Source organism: Lysobacter sp. K5869, from assembly GCF_018847975.1.
Lineage (GTDB): Bacteria > Pseudomonadota > Gammaproteobacteria > Xanthomonadales > Xanthomonadaceae > Lysobacter.
Genome location: NZ_CP072597.1, coordinates 3,254,727 through 3,270,430, shown reverse-complemented (window position 1 = coordinate 3,270,430; position 15,704 = coordinate 3,254,727). Strand labels below are relative to the sequence as shown.

Genomic DNA, 15,704 nt, shown 5'->3' with positions numbered 1-15,704 from the left:
GCTGGAAGGTAGCGGTTAGGAGTTAGGAGATAGCGAGAGCAAGCAGCCGCTTCTAGATTTTCGCTAACTTCTAACGCCTATTCGCTAACTCCTGCTCTTATGGATCTAACCGAACGCCTAGACCGCCTGCTGCCGCAAACCCAATGCGGCCAGTGCGGCTACGCCGGTTGCCGACCCTACGCGGAGGCGATGGCGCGCGGCGAAGCCGACGTGGATCGCTGCCCGCCGGGCGGCGACGCCGGCGCGCGCGCGTTGGCGAAGTTGTTGGGCGTGGCGGCCAAACCGTTCGACCGCGAACGCGGCCGCCATCTGCCGGCACCGCCGGTGGCGCTGATCGTCGAAGCCGATTGCATCGGCTGCACCAAGTGCATCCAGGCCTGCCCGGTCGACGCCATCGTCGGCGCGGCCAAGCACATGCACACGGTGATCGAACCGCTGTGCACCGGCTGCGAGCTGTGCGTGCCGGCGTGTCCGGTGGATTGCATCGTGTTGGTCGCGCCCGCCGCTTAGGCGCGCTCGCGTCGTTCAACGCGTTGCCGGCGATCTACCTGTAGGAGCGGCGTGAGCCGCGACCCAACGAAGCGATTGAATACCATGCGGGCTCCGAAGCCCGGATGGATGAGCCTTGATCCTGCGAAAACGTCGCCGAAGTTCTCGGCTTCTGATGATTCGCTTGAATACCACGCAGGCCCCGAAGCCCGGATGGATGAGGGTTGATTCTGCGAAAGCGTCGCCGGGGTTCTCGGTTTCTGATGGTTCGCTTGCGTTAGTCGCTTCGGTTGGTCGCGGCTTACGCCGCTCCTACACGTAGCGCGGGACGCTACGTCGCATCCGGATTCAGCGCTTGGGCTTAGGCTCGACCGTCTTGCTCTCGCGCGGATCGTCCGGCGTCAACCGCACCGACGGCGCCGCCGCCGGCACGAGCGCGGGCATCGGCGCGAGATCCGGCGTCCCCGCCGCGCACGCCGAGCAGATCCGCTCGATCTTGTAGCCCTTCGCGCGCAAGCGCTCGACCAAACCGTCGCCGCCGAGCAAATGCAGGCTGCCGACCACGACCAGCGTGTCGCCCTTCTTCTGATCGTCGAGCAGCTTCTGGATCTGCGGCACCCAGGCTTCGTTGCGCTCGACGTTGACGATGCGATAGGTCTGCGGCGTCTTCTGCTGCATCTCCACCCGCGCCTTCTCGTCGAGCTTGGCGAGGTCCGCCTCGCGCCACGCGGTGTGCATCTCCTCGAGCATGCCGGGCACTTCGGTCGGCTGATCGAGGAACTCGCGCAGCGCCTTGACCTGCTCGTCGGCGGGACTGGCGTCCATCACGTCGAGCTGGTGATCCATGCTCTCCAGCCCCGCCGCGCCCTTGCCGGCCTCGGCGGCCTGACGCATCAGGTATTGGTCCAGGCCCAGCTGCGGGCTGAAGCCCAGCGACTGCGACACGCCCAGCACCAGCGACAGATTGACGAACCACGGCTCCAGCGCGTCGACCTGACTCAGCGAGCGGCCGTTCTTGGCCAGCACGCGGTTGAGCTTCTCGCGCAGATCCGCCGGCAAGGCCTGGCTGAGCGTGCGCCCGTCCTCGAAGCGCGCGCGCTGCATGAAGCGCTGGCCGACGCTCGGATCGAACATCTCTTCCGGCGCGACCTCGAACACCAACTTGTCGGACGCGGCGAACGCGCGGTCGATGTCGGAGGACAACGGGTAATCGTCGGCGCGCAGCAAGTGGAACGAGCCCAGCAGATAGACCGCGTTGTCGGCGTCCGACACCCGCCACAGCAGCGGCACCGGCGGCGGCTTGGCCGCGGCCTTGGCCGCCTGCGCGACCGCGCCGGTCGCGGTGGCCGAAGTCAGCGGCGCGCTCAGCGCGACCGCGGCGCACAGGGGCAGGACGAACAGCTTGAGCAACCGCATGGGGCGACGAAGACCTCGGATGAGCAGGCGGCGGCCGCGGCGCGATGCGGCGCGCGGCGCGAGGAAACGGGCGCTCAGTGTAAGCCGTCGCGGTTGGGGTTCGTATTACGAAGCCGTAAACGCCCGCGGCCGCACAGCGGCGCGGCGCGGGGCTGGGGAATTCGCCCGCGTTCGTTGCCGCGAAGTCTGAGACGGGCTTCGGCGGAGCATGGCGCTGAAGGCTCGGGATCCCCGCTTTCGCGGGGATGACGGTGTGGGACAGACGCGGCGAAACCCGCCTAAGGTGTGGGACAGACGCGGCGAAACCCACCTAACGTCATTCCCGCGAACGCGGGAATCCAGGGATTTATCGCGACAGGACTCTGAAGTCTCTGGATCCCCGCCTCTGCGGGGGTGACGGTCCGGGATAGACGCGGCGAAAGCCATCTGAGGTCATTCCCGCGAACGCGGGAATCGAGGAATTTATCGCGACAGGACTTTGAAGTCTCCGGATTGATCTCGCGCCGAAACAACGCGAGCCCCCTCAGGAAGCCGTCGCCGCCGCCTTCTCCGCAGCCTTGTAAGCCTTCTCCCCCGCCGTGATCTCCAGATCCAGCCGGTTCCCCTCCGGCGGCAGCGGGCAGGTCGCGAACGGGGTGAACGCGCACGGCGGGTTGTAGGCCTTGTTGAAATCGACCGTCACCTTGCCCTGCAGATTCGGCCGCGCCACGTCGAGGAAACGTCCGGCGCTGTAGCTGCCGTGGCCGCTGGTGCGGTCGGCGAACACCAGCATCAGTTCTTCGCCGCCCTGGTCCAGCGCTTCGATGCGATAGGTGCGGCCGTCGCGCTCGAACTCGACCGCGCCGGGGTTCGGCGTGGGTTCGATCACGCCGATGATGTTGGCGACCTCGATGGTCTGCCCGGCCGGATGGGCGACGAACTTGGCGCTGAGCTTCCAATCCTGCTGCACCGGCCAGTAGTCGATCCCGCCGAAGCCGGTGCGGCTGGGCGCGTCGGCGTGGCGCACGCGCAAGTACAGATTGCCGCCGCGCTTGATCGCGGTCAGCACGCCCTTGCCCTCGTCGAAGCCGATCCGGGTCGGGCCGGCCGGCGAATCGTCGGCCAGCAGCACCGCCGCGCCCTTGAGCGGTTGTTCGTTGAGGGTCAGCGCCAGCCCGCGCTCGGGCACGAAGCGCAGCCGGCCCTTGTCCAGACTCAGCAACCCCAGATGGCCGGGACCGACGCTCAGGCGGATGCCGTTGTCCGAATCGCTGCCGAAGTAATGCGAGCCGGCCTCGATCGGATGCAGCCCGACCAGGCTGGTCCAGCCGTCGGGCTTGAGCAGTTCGGCGCTGCGCTGCTCGCGCCACAACTGCTGATCGCGCTTGAAATCCTCGCCGGCGTGGGCGACGCGCTCGGCTTCCTTGGCGCGCTGCGCCTTTTGTTCGGGCGAATCGCAGGCGGCCAGCGCCGGCAGCAGCAGCGCCGCGCACAGCAGCCCGCGCCACGGGAACGCGACGGGCGGAACGGTCACGGCAGGCGAACGGACAGCGGCGGTCATCAGCGCCCTCGCAAGAACCAGCGGTCGATTTCCGACAGGGTGAAGCGGGCCCAGGTCGGGCGCCCATGATTGCATTGCCCGGAGCGTTCGGTCGCCTCCATTTCGCGCAGCAAGGCGTTCATTTCGGGCAAAGTGAGACGGCGATTCGCGCGCACCGCGCCGTGGCAGGCCATGGTCGCCAGCAACTCGTCGCGGGCCGCGCCGACCCGGCGCGATTCGCCGTGTTCGCGCAGATCGGCCAGCACGTCGCGCAGCAGCGCCTCGACGTCGCCGTGGGCGAGCAGCGCCGGCACCGCGCGCAAGGTCAGCGACTGCGGGCCGGCGCGGGTGACCTCGAAGCCCAACGCGATCAACGTCGCCTCTTCGCGCTCGGCGACTTCGGCTTCGCGCTCGGACACCGCCAAGGTCGCCGGCACCAGCAGCGGCTGGGTGCGCAGGCCTTCGCCGTCGTGGGCGGATTTGAGCTTTTCGTAGCCGATGCGCTCGTGCGCGGCGTGCATGTCGACCACGATCAGGCCTTCGGCGGTCTCGGCCAGCACGTAGATGCCGTGCAACTGGGCGATGGCGTAGCCCAGCGGCGGCAAGCTGTCGTCGTCGCTGTGCGGCAGCGCGGGCGCCGACGACGGCGCGGCATAGGCGCTGCCGCCGCCCGACGCGAAACCGCCCGAAGCAGCGCCGCCGTTGTGGCTGCCGTAAAGCGCGGCGTAACCGGCCTGCGTCTCCTGCACGCGAAACGCCAGCGGCGCGGTCGGACGGTACTGATACATCGTCGCCTGCGACGGCGCCGCGGCGGCGCCGGCCGATTCGCCCTGCGCGGCCGGATGACCGCCGGCGCCGAACTCGCCGGTCTGCGCCGACGGCAAGCTGCCGGCGCGGGTTTCGGCCAGCGCGTCGTTGAGCGTGCGATAGACGAAGTCGTGGATCAGCCGCGCGTCGCGGAAGCGCACCTCGTGCTTGGCCGGGTGCACGTTGACGTCGACCCGGCGCGGATCGAGTTCCAGGAACAGCACGTACGCCGGCTGCCGGCCATGGAACAGCACGTCCGAATACGCCTGCTTCACCGCATGCGCGACGCTGCGGTCGCGCACCGCGCGGCCGTTGACGTAGAGGTATTGCTGATCGGCGCTGGCGCGGTTGTACGACGGCTGCGCGATCCAGCCGTGCAGGCGCAGGCCCGCGCCGCTGTGGTCCACGCGCAGCGCGTTGCGGGCGAACTCCTCGCCCAGCGCTTCGCCGATGCGCACGTCCGACAGACCGATGTCGACCAGATCGCCCTCGCCTTTCCAGCGCCGGGTCGGCTTGCCGTTGTGCGAGACGCGCAGTTCGACATCCGGCCGCGCCAACGCGAGCTGGCGCAGCCATTCTTCGATGTGGCCGAGTTCGGTGCGCTCGGCCTTGAGGAATTTGCGCCGCGCCGGCACGTTGAAGAACAGGTCGCGCACTTCGACCGTGGTGCCTTGCGGATGCGGCTTGGGCGCGATCTCGCCGACCCGGCCGCCGTCGATTTCCAGCACCGCGCCGCGGTCTTCGCCGATGCGGCGCGAGGACAGCGAGAAGCGGCTGACCGAGGCGATCGACGGCAGCGCTTCGCCGCGGAAGCCGAGCGTGGTGACGCCTTCCAGATCGTCGAGCGAAGCGATCTTGCTGGTGGCGTGGCGCGACACCGCCAGCGGCAGTTCGTCGGCGGCGATGCCCTTGCCGTCGTCGCGGATGCGGATCAGGCGCACGCCGCCTTCTTCCAGATCGATATCGACCCGGCGCGCGCCGGCGTCGAGCGCGTTTTCGACCAATTCCTTGACCACGGACGCGGGCCGTTCGACCACTTCGCCGGCGGCGATCTGGTTGATGAGGGTGTCGGGGAGCTGGCGGATGGTCACGGCGGCGTTCCGGTGCGCGCAGGCACCGCGGGGGATTGGGAATCGATGATAGCCGCTGCCGCCGCGGCTCCGCGATCCGCATCCTGCGCTCTCAGCGTTGCGCCGGCGGCGAGGCTGCGATGGTTCCGGCAGCAAGGACGGCGGCCCGAAGGAAAACAGCCGGACCAAAGTAGCCCGAACGAAAGCGGCCCCGGGATCGCCGGGGCCGTCGAAGTCTGCTGTCTGAGCGCGCCGCTAGTTAGGGGCTGCCGCCAAAACCGCCGCCCTGCGGCGGCGAGCCCTGCTGGGCTTCGGCGCGCGCGGCGTACAGCGAGCCCGGCGGCGGCTGGCGGGTGAAGTAGTTGTTGATCCCGCCGAGCACCGCGCGCGCCAGCGCGCGCTGGTGGCCCGGATCGGTCAGGCGGCGCTCTTCGTCCGGGTTGGAGATGAAGTTGGTCTCCACCAGCATCGCCGGCATGTCCGAGGTGCGCAGAACCGCGAAGTTGGCCTTCTCCACGTGCGGCTTGTGGTTGTTGCCGACGTCGCGCAGGCCTTCGAGCACGTGCGCGGCGGCGTCTTCGGACGCCTTCATGTGGCCGCTCTGGGTCAGGTCGAGCAGCACCGAGGCCAAGGTGTTGTCGGTCTGCTGCAAGCGCACGCCGCCGATCAGGTCGGAGGCGTTTTCCTTGTCCGCCAGCCAGCGCGCGCGCTGCGAGGTCGCGCCCTTGAGCGAGAGCACGTACACCGAGGAGCCGCGCGCGCTGCGGTTTTCCGCGGCGTCGGCGTGGATCGAGACGAACATGTCGGCCTTGGCCTGACGCGCCAGCTGGGCGCGGCGCGGCAGCGGGATGAACACGTCGGTGTCGCGGGTCATGTAGGCCTTCAGGCCCGGCGTGGCGTTGATCTGGCGCGCCAGTTCGCGGCCGATGGCCAGGGTCACGTCTTTCTCGCGCTTGCCGCCCTGGCCGATCGCGCCGGGATCCTGGCCGCCGTGGCCCGGGTCGATGGCGATGATCAGCGGGCGCATGCCGCGGCCGCGCATCACGTCCTTGAGCGTCTTGACCGCGCCGGCCGGCGGCGCCGGTTCGGCGGCGGCCGGCGCGCTCGGGGCGGCGGCGGTCGCAGTAGCGTTGGCGGCGGCCGAACCCGGCATCGGCGTCGGCACGCCGGTCGCGATGCGGGTGGGCACGCCCGTGGCGATGCGGGTCGGCACGCCGGTGGCGACGGTGGTCGGCACCGGCGCCTGCGCGGCCTGCTCGAACACGGCCTGATTGGCGGCTTGATTGACGGCCTGCTGCGCGGCCGGCGGCGGCGCGGCGGCGGCCACGGCCGGCGCCTGCGCGCCCGGCGGCTGGCCGGTCGGCGCGGCATGCGCGCCCGCGCCGCGCGCGGCGAGTTCGGAAATGAGCTTGCTGGTGGCGGCGTTGGAGGCGAGCGCCGGATCGGCCGGTTCGGCCGCGGCGTTCGGCGCGTTCGGCGCCGGCACGGAGGCGAAGCCGGTCGCCGGCTCGGCGACCGCCGGCCTGGATTCGACGGACTTGGGCTCGACGGTCTTGGGTTCGGACGGCTTGGGCTCGGCCGCCTTCGGTGCGGCGGCGACCGCGGCCGCGGGCTCGCTGCCGTCGCCCGGCCATTCCAGGATCAGGCGCGGACCGCCCGGCCCCTGCTCGATGCGCGGCTTGAGCACCGACACCGGCTGGGCCAGATCGAACACGATGCGCGCGGTGCCGGGCTGCGGCTCGCCGCTGCGCACGGATTTGACCAGGCCGGAACCGGCGGGAAGCTTGACGCCCTTGCCCAGGCGCGAGGCCGGCAGATCGACCACGAGGCGGTCGGGGCCTTTGAGGCTGATGACTTTGTACTGGCCGGCGCCGTCGAGGACGATTTCGGCGCGGGTGCCGGTGGCGCCGTTGCGCAGTTCCAAGCCTTTGATTTCGCTGGCATGCGCGAGATTCCAGGCCAGCGCCGCCAGCAGCGCCAGGCCCATCAGGACTTTCTGAACGGTGGCCCCTTTGACTCGCATGGGCGTAAGTCAAGCACCGGGATCGTGGAATTGCAAGTATTTTTTCCTTGCAAATCCGGTACCTGCCGCTACTTCCTAGGGAATCGTTCAGGAGTCGGCCGCAAGCGGCTCAGTTCCCGTCGCCGCCGCCAGCGCCGCCAGCCAGGCCCGCCCCCCGACGCTGGCCGCGGCCAGCCGGACGCCGCGCCCATCGCCGTCCACGGCCAGATCGATGCGCAGATCGGCCGGCGGCAGCCAGCCGCGGCCGCGTTCGGGCCACTCGATCAGCCACAGCGTGGCCTCGCCGCCGTCCAGGCCGAGAAATTCGAGTTCGCCGGCGTCGCCGATCCGGTACAGGTCCAGATGCCAGGCTTCGCCGCCGTCGGACAGCGGGTAACGCTCGACCAAGGTGTAGGTCGGGCTGCGGATCGCGCCTTGCACGCCGAGCGCGCGCAGCAACGCGCGCGCCAAGGTGGATTTGCCGGCGCCCAGATCGCCGTGCAGGTGCACGTGCAACGCGGGCGCGTCTGCCGGCAGGCGCGCGCGCGCGGACGCGAGCGCGGCGCCGAGCGCGTCGGTGGCGTCGGCGTCGGCCAGATGCAAAGCGAGTTCGGAAGCCGGTGCGGAAGTCATCGCGCGCATCATCGCTCATCCGCGCGCGGATTGGCGCAGCGGCGCAGCCACGGCATCAGGTCGCTCGGCAACAGGCCGCGTTCGCCGCCGTCGCGCGCGGCATGATCGCCCGCGACCGAATGCAGCAACGCGCCGCAACCGGCCGCGTCGAACGCGTCCAAACCTTGCGCGCGCAAAGCCGCGATTACGCCGCTGAGCACATCGCCCATGCCGCCGACGGCCATGCCCGGATTGCCGGCGCCGATCACGCGCACGCCCTGCCCCGGCGCATGCACCAAGCTGCCCGCGCCCTTCAACACCACCGCGCAGCGATAGCGTTCGCTCAACGCGCGCACCGCAGCAAAGCGGTCGGCCTGCACGCGCGCGGTGTCGCTGCCGAGCAGGCGCGCGGCTTCGCCCGGGTGCGGGGTGAGGATGCAATCGGCCGGCAACGCGCGCGGTTGCGCGGCGAGCAGATTCAGCGCGTCGGCGTCGAGCAGCAGCGGTTTTCCGCTGGCGAGCGCCGCTACGAACAAGTGCGCGCCCCACTCTTGCGTGCCCAGGCCCGGGCCGATGGCGATCACGTCGGCCGCGTCCAGCGCGGCGCGCGCGTCTTCGCTGGATTCGACCGCGCGCGGCATCGCTTCGGGCAAGCGCGCCAGCAACGGCGCGACGTGATCGGCGCGGGTCGCGGCATCGACCAGCCCCGCGCCGCTGCGCAGCGCGGCCTGCGCGCACAGCATCAGCGCGCCGCCGTGGCCGTGATCGCCGCCGATGCACAGCACGCGGCCGTTGCGGCCTTTGTGGCTGTCGCGCCGGCGCGGGCGCAGCCAGCGGTTCAAATCCGGTTCGCGCAGCCATTCGGCGACCGGATACGCGCCGTACTGCGGCACGCGCAAGCCCAAGTCCGCGAGCGCGAACTCGCCGGTGTAGTCCAGCGCCGCACCGGTGCGCAACCCGTGCTTGCGCGCGATGAATTCAAGGGTGCGCTCGGCGACCACCGCCGCGCCCGCCACCGCGCCGCGGTCGGCATCCACGCCGCTGGGCGCGTCGAGCGCGAACACCGGTGCGCCGTGCGCGTTGATCGCCTCGATCAGCGCGCTCGCCGCGGCGTCCGGCGCGCGCGACAAGCCGATGCCGAACAAGGCGTCGACGATGGCGTCGGCCTCAGGCAGCGTACCGTCGAATTCGATCGCCGCGCCGCCGGCTTCGGCGTATTCGGCCGCCGCGCGTTGCGCGAGTTCGCCGCGCGGCGCGTGTTCGCGCAAGCGCACGACCGTCGCTCGCCGGCCGTTGCGTAGCGCGTGGGTCGCCATCACGTAGCCGTCGCCGCCGTTGTTGCCGGGGCCGCAGACCACCAGCAGCGAATAGGCCTGGGTCCAGCGATCCAGCCATTCGCGCCACGCGGCCTCGCCGGCGCGGCGCATCAGCTCGAAGGCATCGCCGAGTTCGTCGGCCGCCGCGCGCTCGATCCAGCGCAGCGCGGCGGCGTCGTACAGCGGCGTTTCGGCGGCGCGGGCCGCGATGCCGGCGATTTCGGAGGACCGGGACATGCCTGGATTCTATACTTAGCGCATCGTGAGCCAGATCGACGCCAGCCCCAGTTCCTCCGACGCGCCCGGCGATCCCGCCGGCCGGCCCGCGCCCGACTATTCGGCGCTGGCGCGGCGCATCCGCGAGCTGGCGGGCGAATTCGGCTTCCAGCGCTGCGGCATCAGCGGCGTCGAGCTCGGCCAGGACGAGGCGTATTTGCTGGATTGGCTGGAACGCGGCCTGCACGGCTCGATGGACTGGATGGCGCGCCACGGCGAATTGCGCGCGCGCCCGGCGCAGTTGCTGCCGGGCACGGTGCGGGTGATTTCGGTCGGGCTCGACTACGGCCGCCGCGACGACGACGACGCCTGGGCCACGCTGGCCGACGGCGAGCGCGCCTACGTCGCCCGCTACGCGCTCGGCCGCGACTACCACAAGCTCATGCGCCAGCGTCTGCAACGGCTGGCCGAGCGGCTGGCCGAACTGGTGGGGTCGTTCGGCCACCGCGTGTTCGTCGATTCCGCGCCGGTGCTCGAACGCGCGCTGGCGCGCAACGCCGGGCTCGGCTGGATCGGCAAGCACACCTGCCTGATCGACAAGGACGGCGGCTCGTGGTTCTTCCTCGGCGAGATCTACGTCGACCTGCCGCTGCCGGTGGACGCGCCGGCCAGCGCGCACTGCGGCACCTGCGTGCGCTGCATCGACATCTGCCCGACTCAGGCCATCGTCGCGCCGCACCGGCTGGATGCGCGGCGCTGCATCGCGTACCTCACCATCGAACACGAGGGCGCGATTCCGCTGGAACTGCGCGAGCCCATCGGCAACCGCATCTTCGGCTGCGACGACTGCCAGTTGGTGTGCCCTTGGAACAAGTTCGCCCGGCGCAGCGACGAGCCGGATTTCCGCGCGCGCAACGATCTGGACCGGGCGACGCTGGCGCAGCTGTTCGCGTGGGAAGAGGACGAATTCCTGCGCCGCACCGAAGGCTCGGCGATCCGCCGCAGCGGGCACGAGCGGTGGTTGCGCAATATCGCGGTGGCGCTGGGCAATGCGCCGACAACGCCCGAGACGATCGCGGCCTTGCGTTCGCGCCGGGAGCATCCGAGCGAATTGGTGCGCGAACACGTCCAATGGGCGCTCGCGAAGCACGAAGCCGCCCTGTAGGAGCGGCGTGAGCCGCGACTGCGGCAACGCAACCATGACGGACCTTGCGGCGTAGTTGCGTTGTCGCAGTCGCGGCTCGCGCCGCTCCTACAGGGAGCAGACCCAGCATTACCTAGGCCCAAAACGACGAACGGCGCCGAGGCGCCGTTCGTGGATGCGTATCGCGACGGCTTATCCGCGCAACCGCGCCAACAACTCGCGCGTCACCGGATCGTCCGCCTCGACCTCGCCGGCCAGCGCCGGCAGCAGCTTGCTGGCGACCTGCTTGCCGAGCTCGACGCCGAACTGGTCGAACGCGTTGATGCCCCAGAACACCGACTGCAGATACACGCTGTGCTCGTACATCGACAGCAGCGCGCCGAGCGAGGCAGGGGTCAGCGCGTCGAGCAGGATCGTCGTGCTCGGACGGCCGCCGGCGTAGGCGCGGTGCGGGTCGTCGCTGCGCTGGCCGTTGGCGAAGGCCTCGGTCTGCGCCAGCAGGTTGGCGTGCAAGGCGCGATGGTTCTGCGGGTACGGCGCGTCGCTGCGGACCACGCCGATGAAGTCGGCCGGAACGATCGACGTGCCCTGGTGCAGCGCCTGGAAGAAGCTGTGCTGGGTGTCGGTGCCCGCGCCGCCCCACCACACCGGCACGGTGTCGCCGTGCACCGGCGCGCCGTCGAGCTTGACCGACTTGCCCAGGCTCTCCATCACCAACTGCTGCAGATAGTTCGACAGCAGCTTCAGGCGTTCGTCGTAGGCCAGCACCGCCTGAGTCGCGTAGCCCTGGCCGTTGCGGTTCCAGATCGAGGTCAGCGCGTGCCATGCGGCGAGGTTGCGCAGCAGTTCGGTCTGCAGCACGTGCGCGTCCATCTGCGCCGCGCCGGAGAGGAATTGCTCGAACGCGTCCATGCCGATCGCCAGCGCGATCGGCAAGCCCACCGCCGACCACAGCGAATAGCGGCCGCCGACCCAGTCCCACATCGGCAGGATGCGCTCGGCCGGAATGTTGAAGGCCTGCGCCGGGCGTTCGACGTTGGCGCTGATCGCGTACAGGCGCGAATCGTCGCCGAGCCAGTCGCGCAGGATGCCGCCGTTGAGCAGCGTTTCCTGGGTGCTGAAGGTCTTGGAGATCAGCAGCGCCGCGGTGCGCTGGGGATCGAGCCCCGCCAGCGTGCGCTGGGCCGCGTGGCCGTCGACGTTGGACAGGAAGTGGACGCGGAAGCGGCCCGGCTTCGGTCCGCTCAACGCATCGACCGCGAGCCGCGGGCCGAGATCGGAACCGCCGATGCCGACGCTGACGATGTCGGTGACTTCGCTCGCCGCCAGCTGCTCGATCGTCGCGCGCATCTGCGCGCGCGCCTTGAGCGCCTGACGGTGCGCGTCGTGGGCGATCGGCGCGTGGGAGAAATCGCCGCGCAGCGCGGTGTGCAGCGCCGGACGGCCTTCGGTGACGTTGACGGTCTGGCCGTCGAACAGCGCCTGCAGGCGCTCGCGGCTGCCGGCCGCCTCGGCGGCGCGGAACAGCCAGGCCAGCGCGTCGCGGTCGTAGCCCTGGCGGGCGAAGCTGGCGTAGACCGGGCCAACCTTGAGGGCGAAGTCGCCGGCCCGGGCGGGGTCGGCGGCGATCAGCTGGGACAGCGGCGTGGCAGCGACGCGCCCGACCTCGGCGCGCAGCTCGTGGAGTCGGGAGTCGTCGCTCATCGTGCGTCGGGTCTCAGGCGGCCTGGGCCGGCATCGAATGGTTGGTGTGGGTGAGCTGGTTGTCGCGGTCCACGTAGACCAGGGTCGGCTTGTACTTGGCCGCTTCGGCCTCGTCGCAGATGCCGTAGGCGCAGATGATCACCAGATCGCCGGGCTGGGCCTTGTGCGCGGCCGCGCCGTTGACCGAGATCACCCCGCTGCCCTCTTCGCCGCGGATGGCGTAGGTGGAGAAGCGGTGGCCGCTGTTGATGTTGTAGATGTGCACCATCTCGTACTCGCGGATGCCCGAGATGTCGAGCAGGCGGCCGTCGATCGCGCAGGAGCCTTCGTAATGCAGCTCGGCGTGGGTGACGGTGGCACGGTGGATCTTGGCCTTGAGCAGATTCAGTTGCATGTCGGTCACTCGTGGGCCCGCGGAGGCGCGGGCGCGAAGGGTTTGAAGTCTAGCAGCGCATGGCGCGCTGCAACATGGTGCCGGAGAGGTTCGGCCGGAACACTGCTTTTCCGCTCGGTTCCGGCCCGCAGCCGCACCGCCGCCCTGTTCAGGCGGTGAATTCCAGGTTGTCGATGAGACGCGTGCGGCCCAGGCGGGCGGCGATCAGGGCCACCCGCTCGCCGTCGCCGGCCTCGCCCGTCTCGGGCAGGGTCAGGTCCGGGCGGCGCAGGGCCGCGTAATCGACCTCGAACCCGGCCTCGCCCAGGCGTCGGGCGGCCTCGGTTTCGACCGTCTCGCGCCCCTGCCCGGCCTGTGCGGCTTCGCGCATCCATTGCAGGGTGCGGTGGATCTCGGCGGCGCGCGGGCGTTCGGTTTCGGACAGGTATTGGTTGCGCGAGCTCATCGCCAGACCGTCGGCCTCGCGCCGGGTCGGCGCGGCGACCAGTTCGATCGGGAAGGCCAGGTCGCGGACCATGTAGCGGATCACCGCGAGCTGCTGGTAGTCCTTGCGGCCGAACACCGCCACATCCGGACGCACCTGATTGAACAGGCGCGCGACCACGGTGGCGACGCCGTCGAAATGGCCCGGGCGGTGCGCGCCCTCCAGGGTTTCGGTCACGCCCGGCACGACGATGCGCACGGTGCGCTCGGCGCCGTACGGGTACATGGTGTCGACCGACGGGCGCCACAGCAGGTCGCAGCCGGCCGCGCGCAGGCCTTCGGCGTCGGCTTCGGGAGTGCGCGGGTAGCGGCCGAAGTCTTCGTTGGGGCCGAACTGGGTCGGGTTGACGAACACGCTCGCCACCACCCGGTCGGCGCGCTCGCGCGCCAGACGGATCAGCGAGTGGTGGCCCTCGTGCAGGTTGCCCATGGTCGGGACGAAGGCGACGCTGTGGCCGGACGCGCGCCAGGCCTGCAGGGTGGAACGCAGGGCGCCCAGTTGATCGACGGTCAGCATGCGGTAACTCGATGAGTGACGGCGCGGTCCATGCGCGACGGACCGGCGCGCGCGGCGCCGGCTGGAAAGCGGGAACGGGGCGGATCTGGGGCCGGCGGCCCTGAATATCCAGATTCCGGACGTTCAGGGCGCCGCTGCCGCGCGGGCGCGTTCAGTCGTAGGAATGCGCCGCGTCGGGGAAGCTGCCGTCGCGCACGGCCTGTGCGTACGCGGCGAAAGCGCCGGCAACCGAGCCGCCTTCGGCCAGGAAGTCCTTGACGAACTTGGGCCGGCGGTGCCCGGAGTTGACCCCGAGCAGGTCGTGCAGCACCAGCACCTGCCCGTCGCAGTGCGGGCCGGCGCCGATGCCGATGGTCGGGATGGCGAGGTCGCCGCTGATCGCCTGAGCCAGCCCGGTCGGCACGCACTCCAGCACCAGCAGCGCGGCGCCGGCCTCGGCCACCGCGCGCGCATCTGCGCGCAGCTTGGCCGCGGTGGCGTCGTCGCGCCCTTGCAGCTTGTAGCCGCCCAGGCGCAGCACCGACTGCGGGGTCAGGCCGAGGTGGGCGCAGACCGGGATTTCGCGTTCGACCAGAAAACGGATCACCTCGAGCTTGTGCCCGGCGCCTTCGATCTTGACCATCGCCGCGCCCGCGCGCAGCAGCGCCACGGCGGCGTCGAGCGCGCGCTCGGGCGTCGCGTCGGAGGCGAACGGCAAGTCGGCGATCAGCAAGGCCTTGGACAGGCCGCGGGCGACGCTGGCGGTGTGGTAGGCCATATCGGCCACGGTCACCGGCAAGGTGCTGTTGTGGCCCTGGGAGACCATGCCCAGCGAGTCGCCGACCAGGACCAGATCGGTGCCGACGGCGTCCATGGTGCGGGCGAAACTGGCGTCGTAGGCGGTCAGCATGACCAGCTTGCGGCCTTCGCGCTTGGCGTCGGCGAGCATGGGCACGGTCCAGGCCTTGCGCTTTTCGGAAGGCGAGGCATCGGTCGGAGCCGAGGTGTACATGGGCGGAAGTCCGGTGGCGACGGACGTGATGGGGAGGTCGCCTAACTTAGCAGGTTGCCGCCCCCAGGCGACCCCTGCCCGCGCAACGCTGTCGGGCCGCCACGCGCGGGCAACCGCGCAGCCGCGTGCGAGGGCCGGAATCGCCCGAAGCGGTCAACCCCGTTCGCCGCGCGAACCGGTGGCCCCTTGTAGGAGCTGCGTGAGCTGCGACCGCGACAATGCAGCTACGGCGAAACCCGCCTAACGGGTCCGTTCCCGCCAACTCGACGTTGAATTTTCCAACGCTCGACGAGGGCGCGGCCTGCTGCGTTCGCGGGCGCAGGAAAAACGCGCCGTGGTTGCGTTGTCGCGGTCGCAGCTCACGCAGCTCCTACCGCGAGCGACCGGAGCCACGCGGGCGCTCAGCCGCCCTCGCCGTCCGGCAAAGCCTCGATCCCGCCCAACTCGATCCGCGCGAGCGCCTCGCGCGCCGGGCCGACGCCGGGAATCGACACCTGCGGCGCGATCTCCACCAACGGCGCCAACGCGAACGCGCGCTCGTGCAGATGCGGGTGCGGCACGTGCAGGCCGGCTTCGGCGATCACCGCCTCGCCGTACAACAGCAAATCCAGGTCCAAGGTGCGCGGGCCCCAGCGGTCGCTGCCGTCGGCGCTGCGCGCGCGGCCGGCGTCGCGTTCGATGCCGAGCATCGCCGCGAGCAGTTCGCGCGCCGGCAGCGCGGTCTCCAGCACGGCCACGGCGTTGAGGAAATCCGGTTGATCGATGCGGCCCCAGGCCGCGGTGCGATACAGCCTGGACGCGCGCAGCAGGCGCGAGTCGGGCAAGCCGGCGAGCGCGCGCAGAGCCGCGCGCAGCACCGCGGCGCTGTCGCCGAGATTGCTGCCCAGGCCGATGTAGGCGGAAACGGTCGAAGTCATGGGCGCTACGCGAACGGACTGCGGGCCGGCGCGGCCGTGTCGGTGCACGGTTCGCGAACGGCGACGCGAAAATCGATGGAACCGCTACGGGCTAAGATCGGCCGACA

Annotated in this window: 13 protein-coding genes; 2 read left to right on the top strand and 11 right to left on the bottom strand. The window is 70.6% G+C overall.

Annotated features, from left to right (window positions below; genetic code table 11):
- The first annotated feature begins 99 nt into the window (after positions 1-99).
- Complete coding sequence (gene rnfB / locus J5226_RS14195; RefSeq protein WP_215835125.1) at positions 100-510, top strand: Rnf electron transport complex subunit RnfB; 411 nt, start codon at positions 100-102, stop codon at positions 508-510.
- 327 nt (positions 511-837) lie between these two features.
- On the opposite strand, the gene J5226_RS14190 is transcribed toward rnfB, so the two are convergent.
- The 6 genes from J5226_RS14190 to J5226_RS14165 form a co-directional block, all read right to left on the bottom strand.
- Complete coding sequence (locus tag J5226_RS14190; protein WP_215835124.1) at positions 838-1,905, bottom strand: TraB/GumN family protein; 1,068 nt, start codon at positions 1,903-1,905, stop codon at positions 838-840.
- A gap of 523 nt (positions 1,906-2,428) precedes the next feature.
- The gene (locus tag J5226_RS14185; protein ID WP_255322791.1) at positions 2,429-3,418 is read right to left on the bottom strand and encodes a DUF1684 domain-containing protein; all 990 of its coding nucleotides are present in this window, start codon (positions 3,416-3,418) and stop codon (positions 2,429-2,431) included.
- Positions 3,419-3,444: 26 nt separating this feature from the next.
- Complete coding sequence (gene mutL / locus J5226_RS14180) at positions 3,445-5,322, bottom strand: DNA mismatch repair endonuclease MutL (RefSeq protein WP_215835122.1); 1,878 nt, start codon at positions 5,320-5,322, stop codon at positions 3,445-3,447.
- Positions 5,323-5,560: 238 nt separating this feature from the next.
- On the bottom strand, positions 5,561-7,288 hold the full coding sequence (locus J5226_RS14175; protein WP_215840429.1) for an N-acetylmuramoyl-L-alanine amidase: 1,728 nt from the start codon (positions 7,286-7,288) through the stop codon (positions 5,561-5,563).
- 123 nt (positions 7,289-7,411) lie between these two features.
- Positions 7,412-7,936, bottom strand: coding sequence for a tRNA (adenosine(37)-N6)-threonylcarbamoyltransferase complex ATPase subunit type 1 TsaE (gene tsaE, locus J5226_RS14170; RefSeq protein WP_215835121.1), 525 nt, complete (start codon positions 7,934-7,936; stop codon positions 7,412-7,414).
- Positions 7,937-7,944: 8 nt separating this feature from the next.
- On the bottom strand, positions 7,945-9,468 hold the full coding sequence (locus J5226_RS14165) for an NAD(P)H-hydrate dehydratase (protein WP_215835120.1): 1,524 nt from the start codon (positions 9,466-9,468) through the stop codon (positions 7,945-7,947).
- Positions 9,469-9,502: 34 nt separating this feature from the next.
- On the opposite strand from J5226_RS14165, the gene queG reads away from it, so the two are divergent.
- Complete coding sequence (gene queG / locus J5226_RS14160; RefSeq protein ID WP_215840428.1) at positions 9,503-10,612, top strand: tRNA epoxyqueuosine(34) reductase QueG; 1,110 nt, start codon at positions 9,503-9,505, stop codon at positions 10,610-10,612.
- A 171-nt stretch (positions 10,613-10,783) separates the two neighbouring features.
- On the opposite strand, the gene pgi is transcribed toward queG, so the two are convergent.
- The 5 genes from pgi to folK all read right to left on the bottom strand — a co-directional run bounded on the left by pgi (position 10,784) and on the right by folK (position 15,597).
- Positions 10,784-12,295, bottom strand: a complete 1,512-nt coding sequence (pgi, locus tag J5226_RS14155; RefSeq protein ID WP_215835119.1) for a glucose-6-phosphate isomerase — start codon at positions 12,293-12,295, stop codon at positions 10,784-10,786.
- Positions 12,296-12,308: 13 nt separating this feature from the next.
- Positions 12,309-12,689, bottom strand: coding sequence for an aspartate 1-decarboxylase (panD, locus tag J5226_RS14150; RefSeq protein ID WP_057948096.1), 381 nt, complete (start codon positions 12,687-12,689; stop codon positions 12,309-12,311).
- 148 nt (positions 12,690-12,837) lie between these two features.
- Positions 12,838-13,689: a pantoate--beta-alanine ligase gene (panC, locus tag J5226_RS14145; RefSeq protein WP_215835118.1), complete on the bottom strand. Its 852-nt coding sequence runs from the start codon at positions 13,687-13,689 to the stop codon at positions 12,838-12,840.
- A gap of 151 nt (positions 13,690-13,840) precedes the next feature.
- Positions 13,841-14,680: a 3-methyl-2-oxobutanoate hydroxymethyltransferase gene (gene panB, locus J5226_RS14140; RefSeq protein WP_215835117.1), complete on the bottom strand. Its 840-nt coding sequence runs from the start codon at positions 14,678-14,680 to the stop codon at positions 13,841-13,843.
- A gap of 401 nt (positions 14,681-15,081) precedes the next feature.
- Positions 15,082-15,597: a 2-amino-4-hydroxy-6-hydroxymethyldihydropteridine diphosphokinase gene (gene folK, locus J5226_RS14135; protein ID WP_215835116.1), complete on the bottom strand. Its 516-nt coding sequence runs from the start codon at positions 15,595-15,597 to the stop codon at positions 15,082-15,084.
- Positions 15,598-15,704 lie beyond the last annotated feature (107 nt).

Excerpts from the sequence above, each read along its gene's own strand:
- pgi (WP_215835119.1), bottom strand. The coding sequence starts at position 12,295 with ATGAGCGACGACTCCCGACTCCACGAGCTGCGCGCCGAGGTCGGGCGC.
- J5226_RS14165 (WP_215835120.1), bottom strand. The coding sequence starts at position 9,468 with ATGTCCCGGTCCTCCGAAATCGCCGGCATCGCGGCCCGCGCCGCCGAA.
- panB (WP_215835117.1), bottom strand. The coding sequence starts at position 14,680 with ATGTACACCTCGGCTCCGACCGATGCCTCGCCTTCCGAAAAGCGCAAG.
- folK (WP_215835116.1), bottom strand. The coding sequence starts at position 15,597 with ATGACTTCGACCGTTTCCGCCTACATCGGCCTGGGCAGCAATCTCGGC.
- J5226_RS14190 (WP_215835124.1), bottom strand. The coding sequence starts at position 1,905 with ATGCGGTTGCTCAAGCTGTTCGTCCTGCCCCTGTGCGCCGCGGTCGCG.
- panC (WP_215835118.1), bottom strand. The coding sequence starts at position 13,689 with ATGCTGACCGTCGATCAACTGGGCGCCCTGCGTTCCACCCTGCAGGCC.
- J5226_RS14175 (WP_215840429.1), bottom strand. The coding sequence starts at position 7,288 with ATGGGCCTGGCGCTGCTGGCGGCGCTGGCCTGGAATCTCGCGCATGCC.
- tsaE (WP_215835121.1), bottom strand. The coding sequence starts at position 7,936 with ATGACTTCCGCACCGGCTTCCGAACTCGCTTTGCATCTGGCCGACGCC.
- panD (WP_057948096.1), bottom strand. The coding sequence starts at position 12,689 with ATGCAACTGAATCTGCTCAAGGCCAAGATCCACCGTGCCACCGTCACC.
- rnfB (WP_215835125.1), top strand. The coding sequence starts at position 100 with ATGGATCTAACCGAACGCCTAGACCGCCTGCTGCCGCAAACCCAATGC.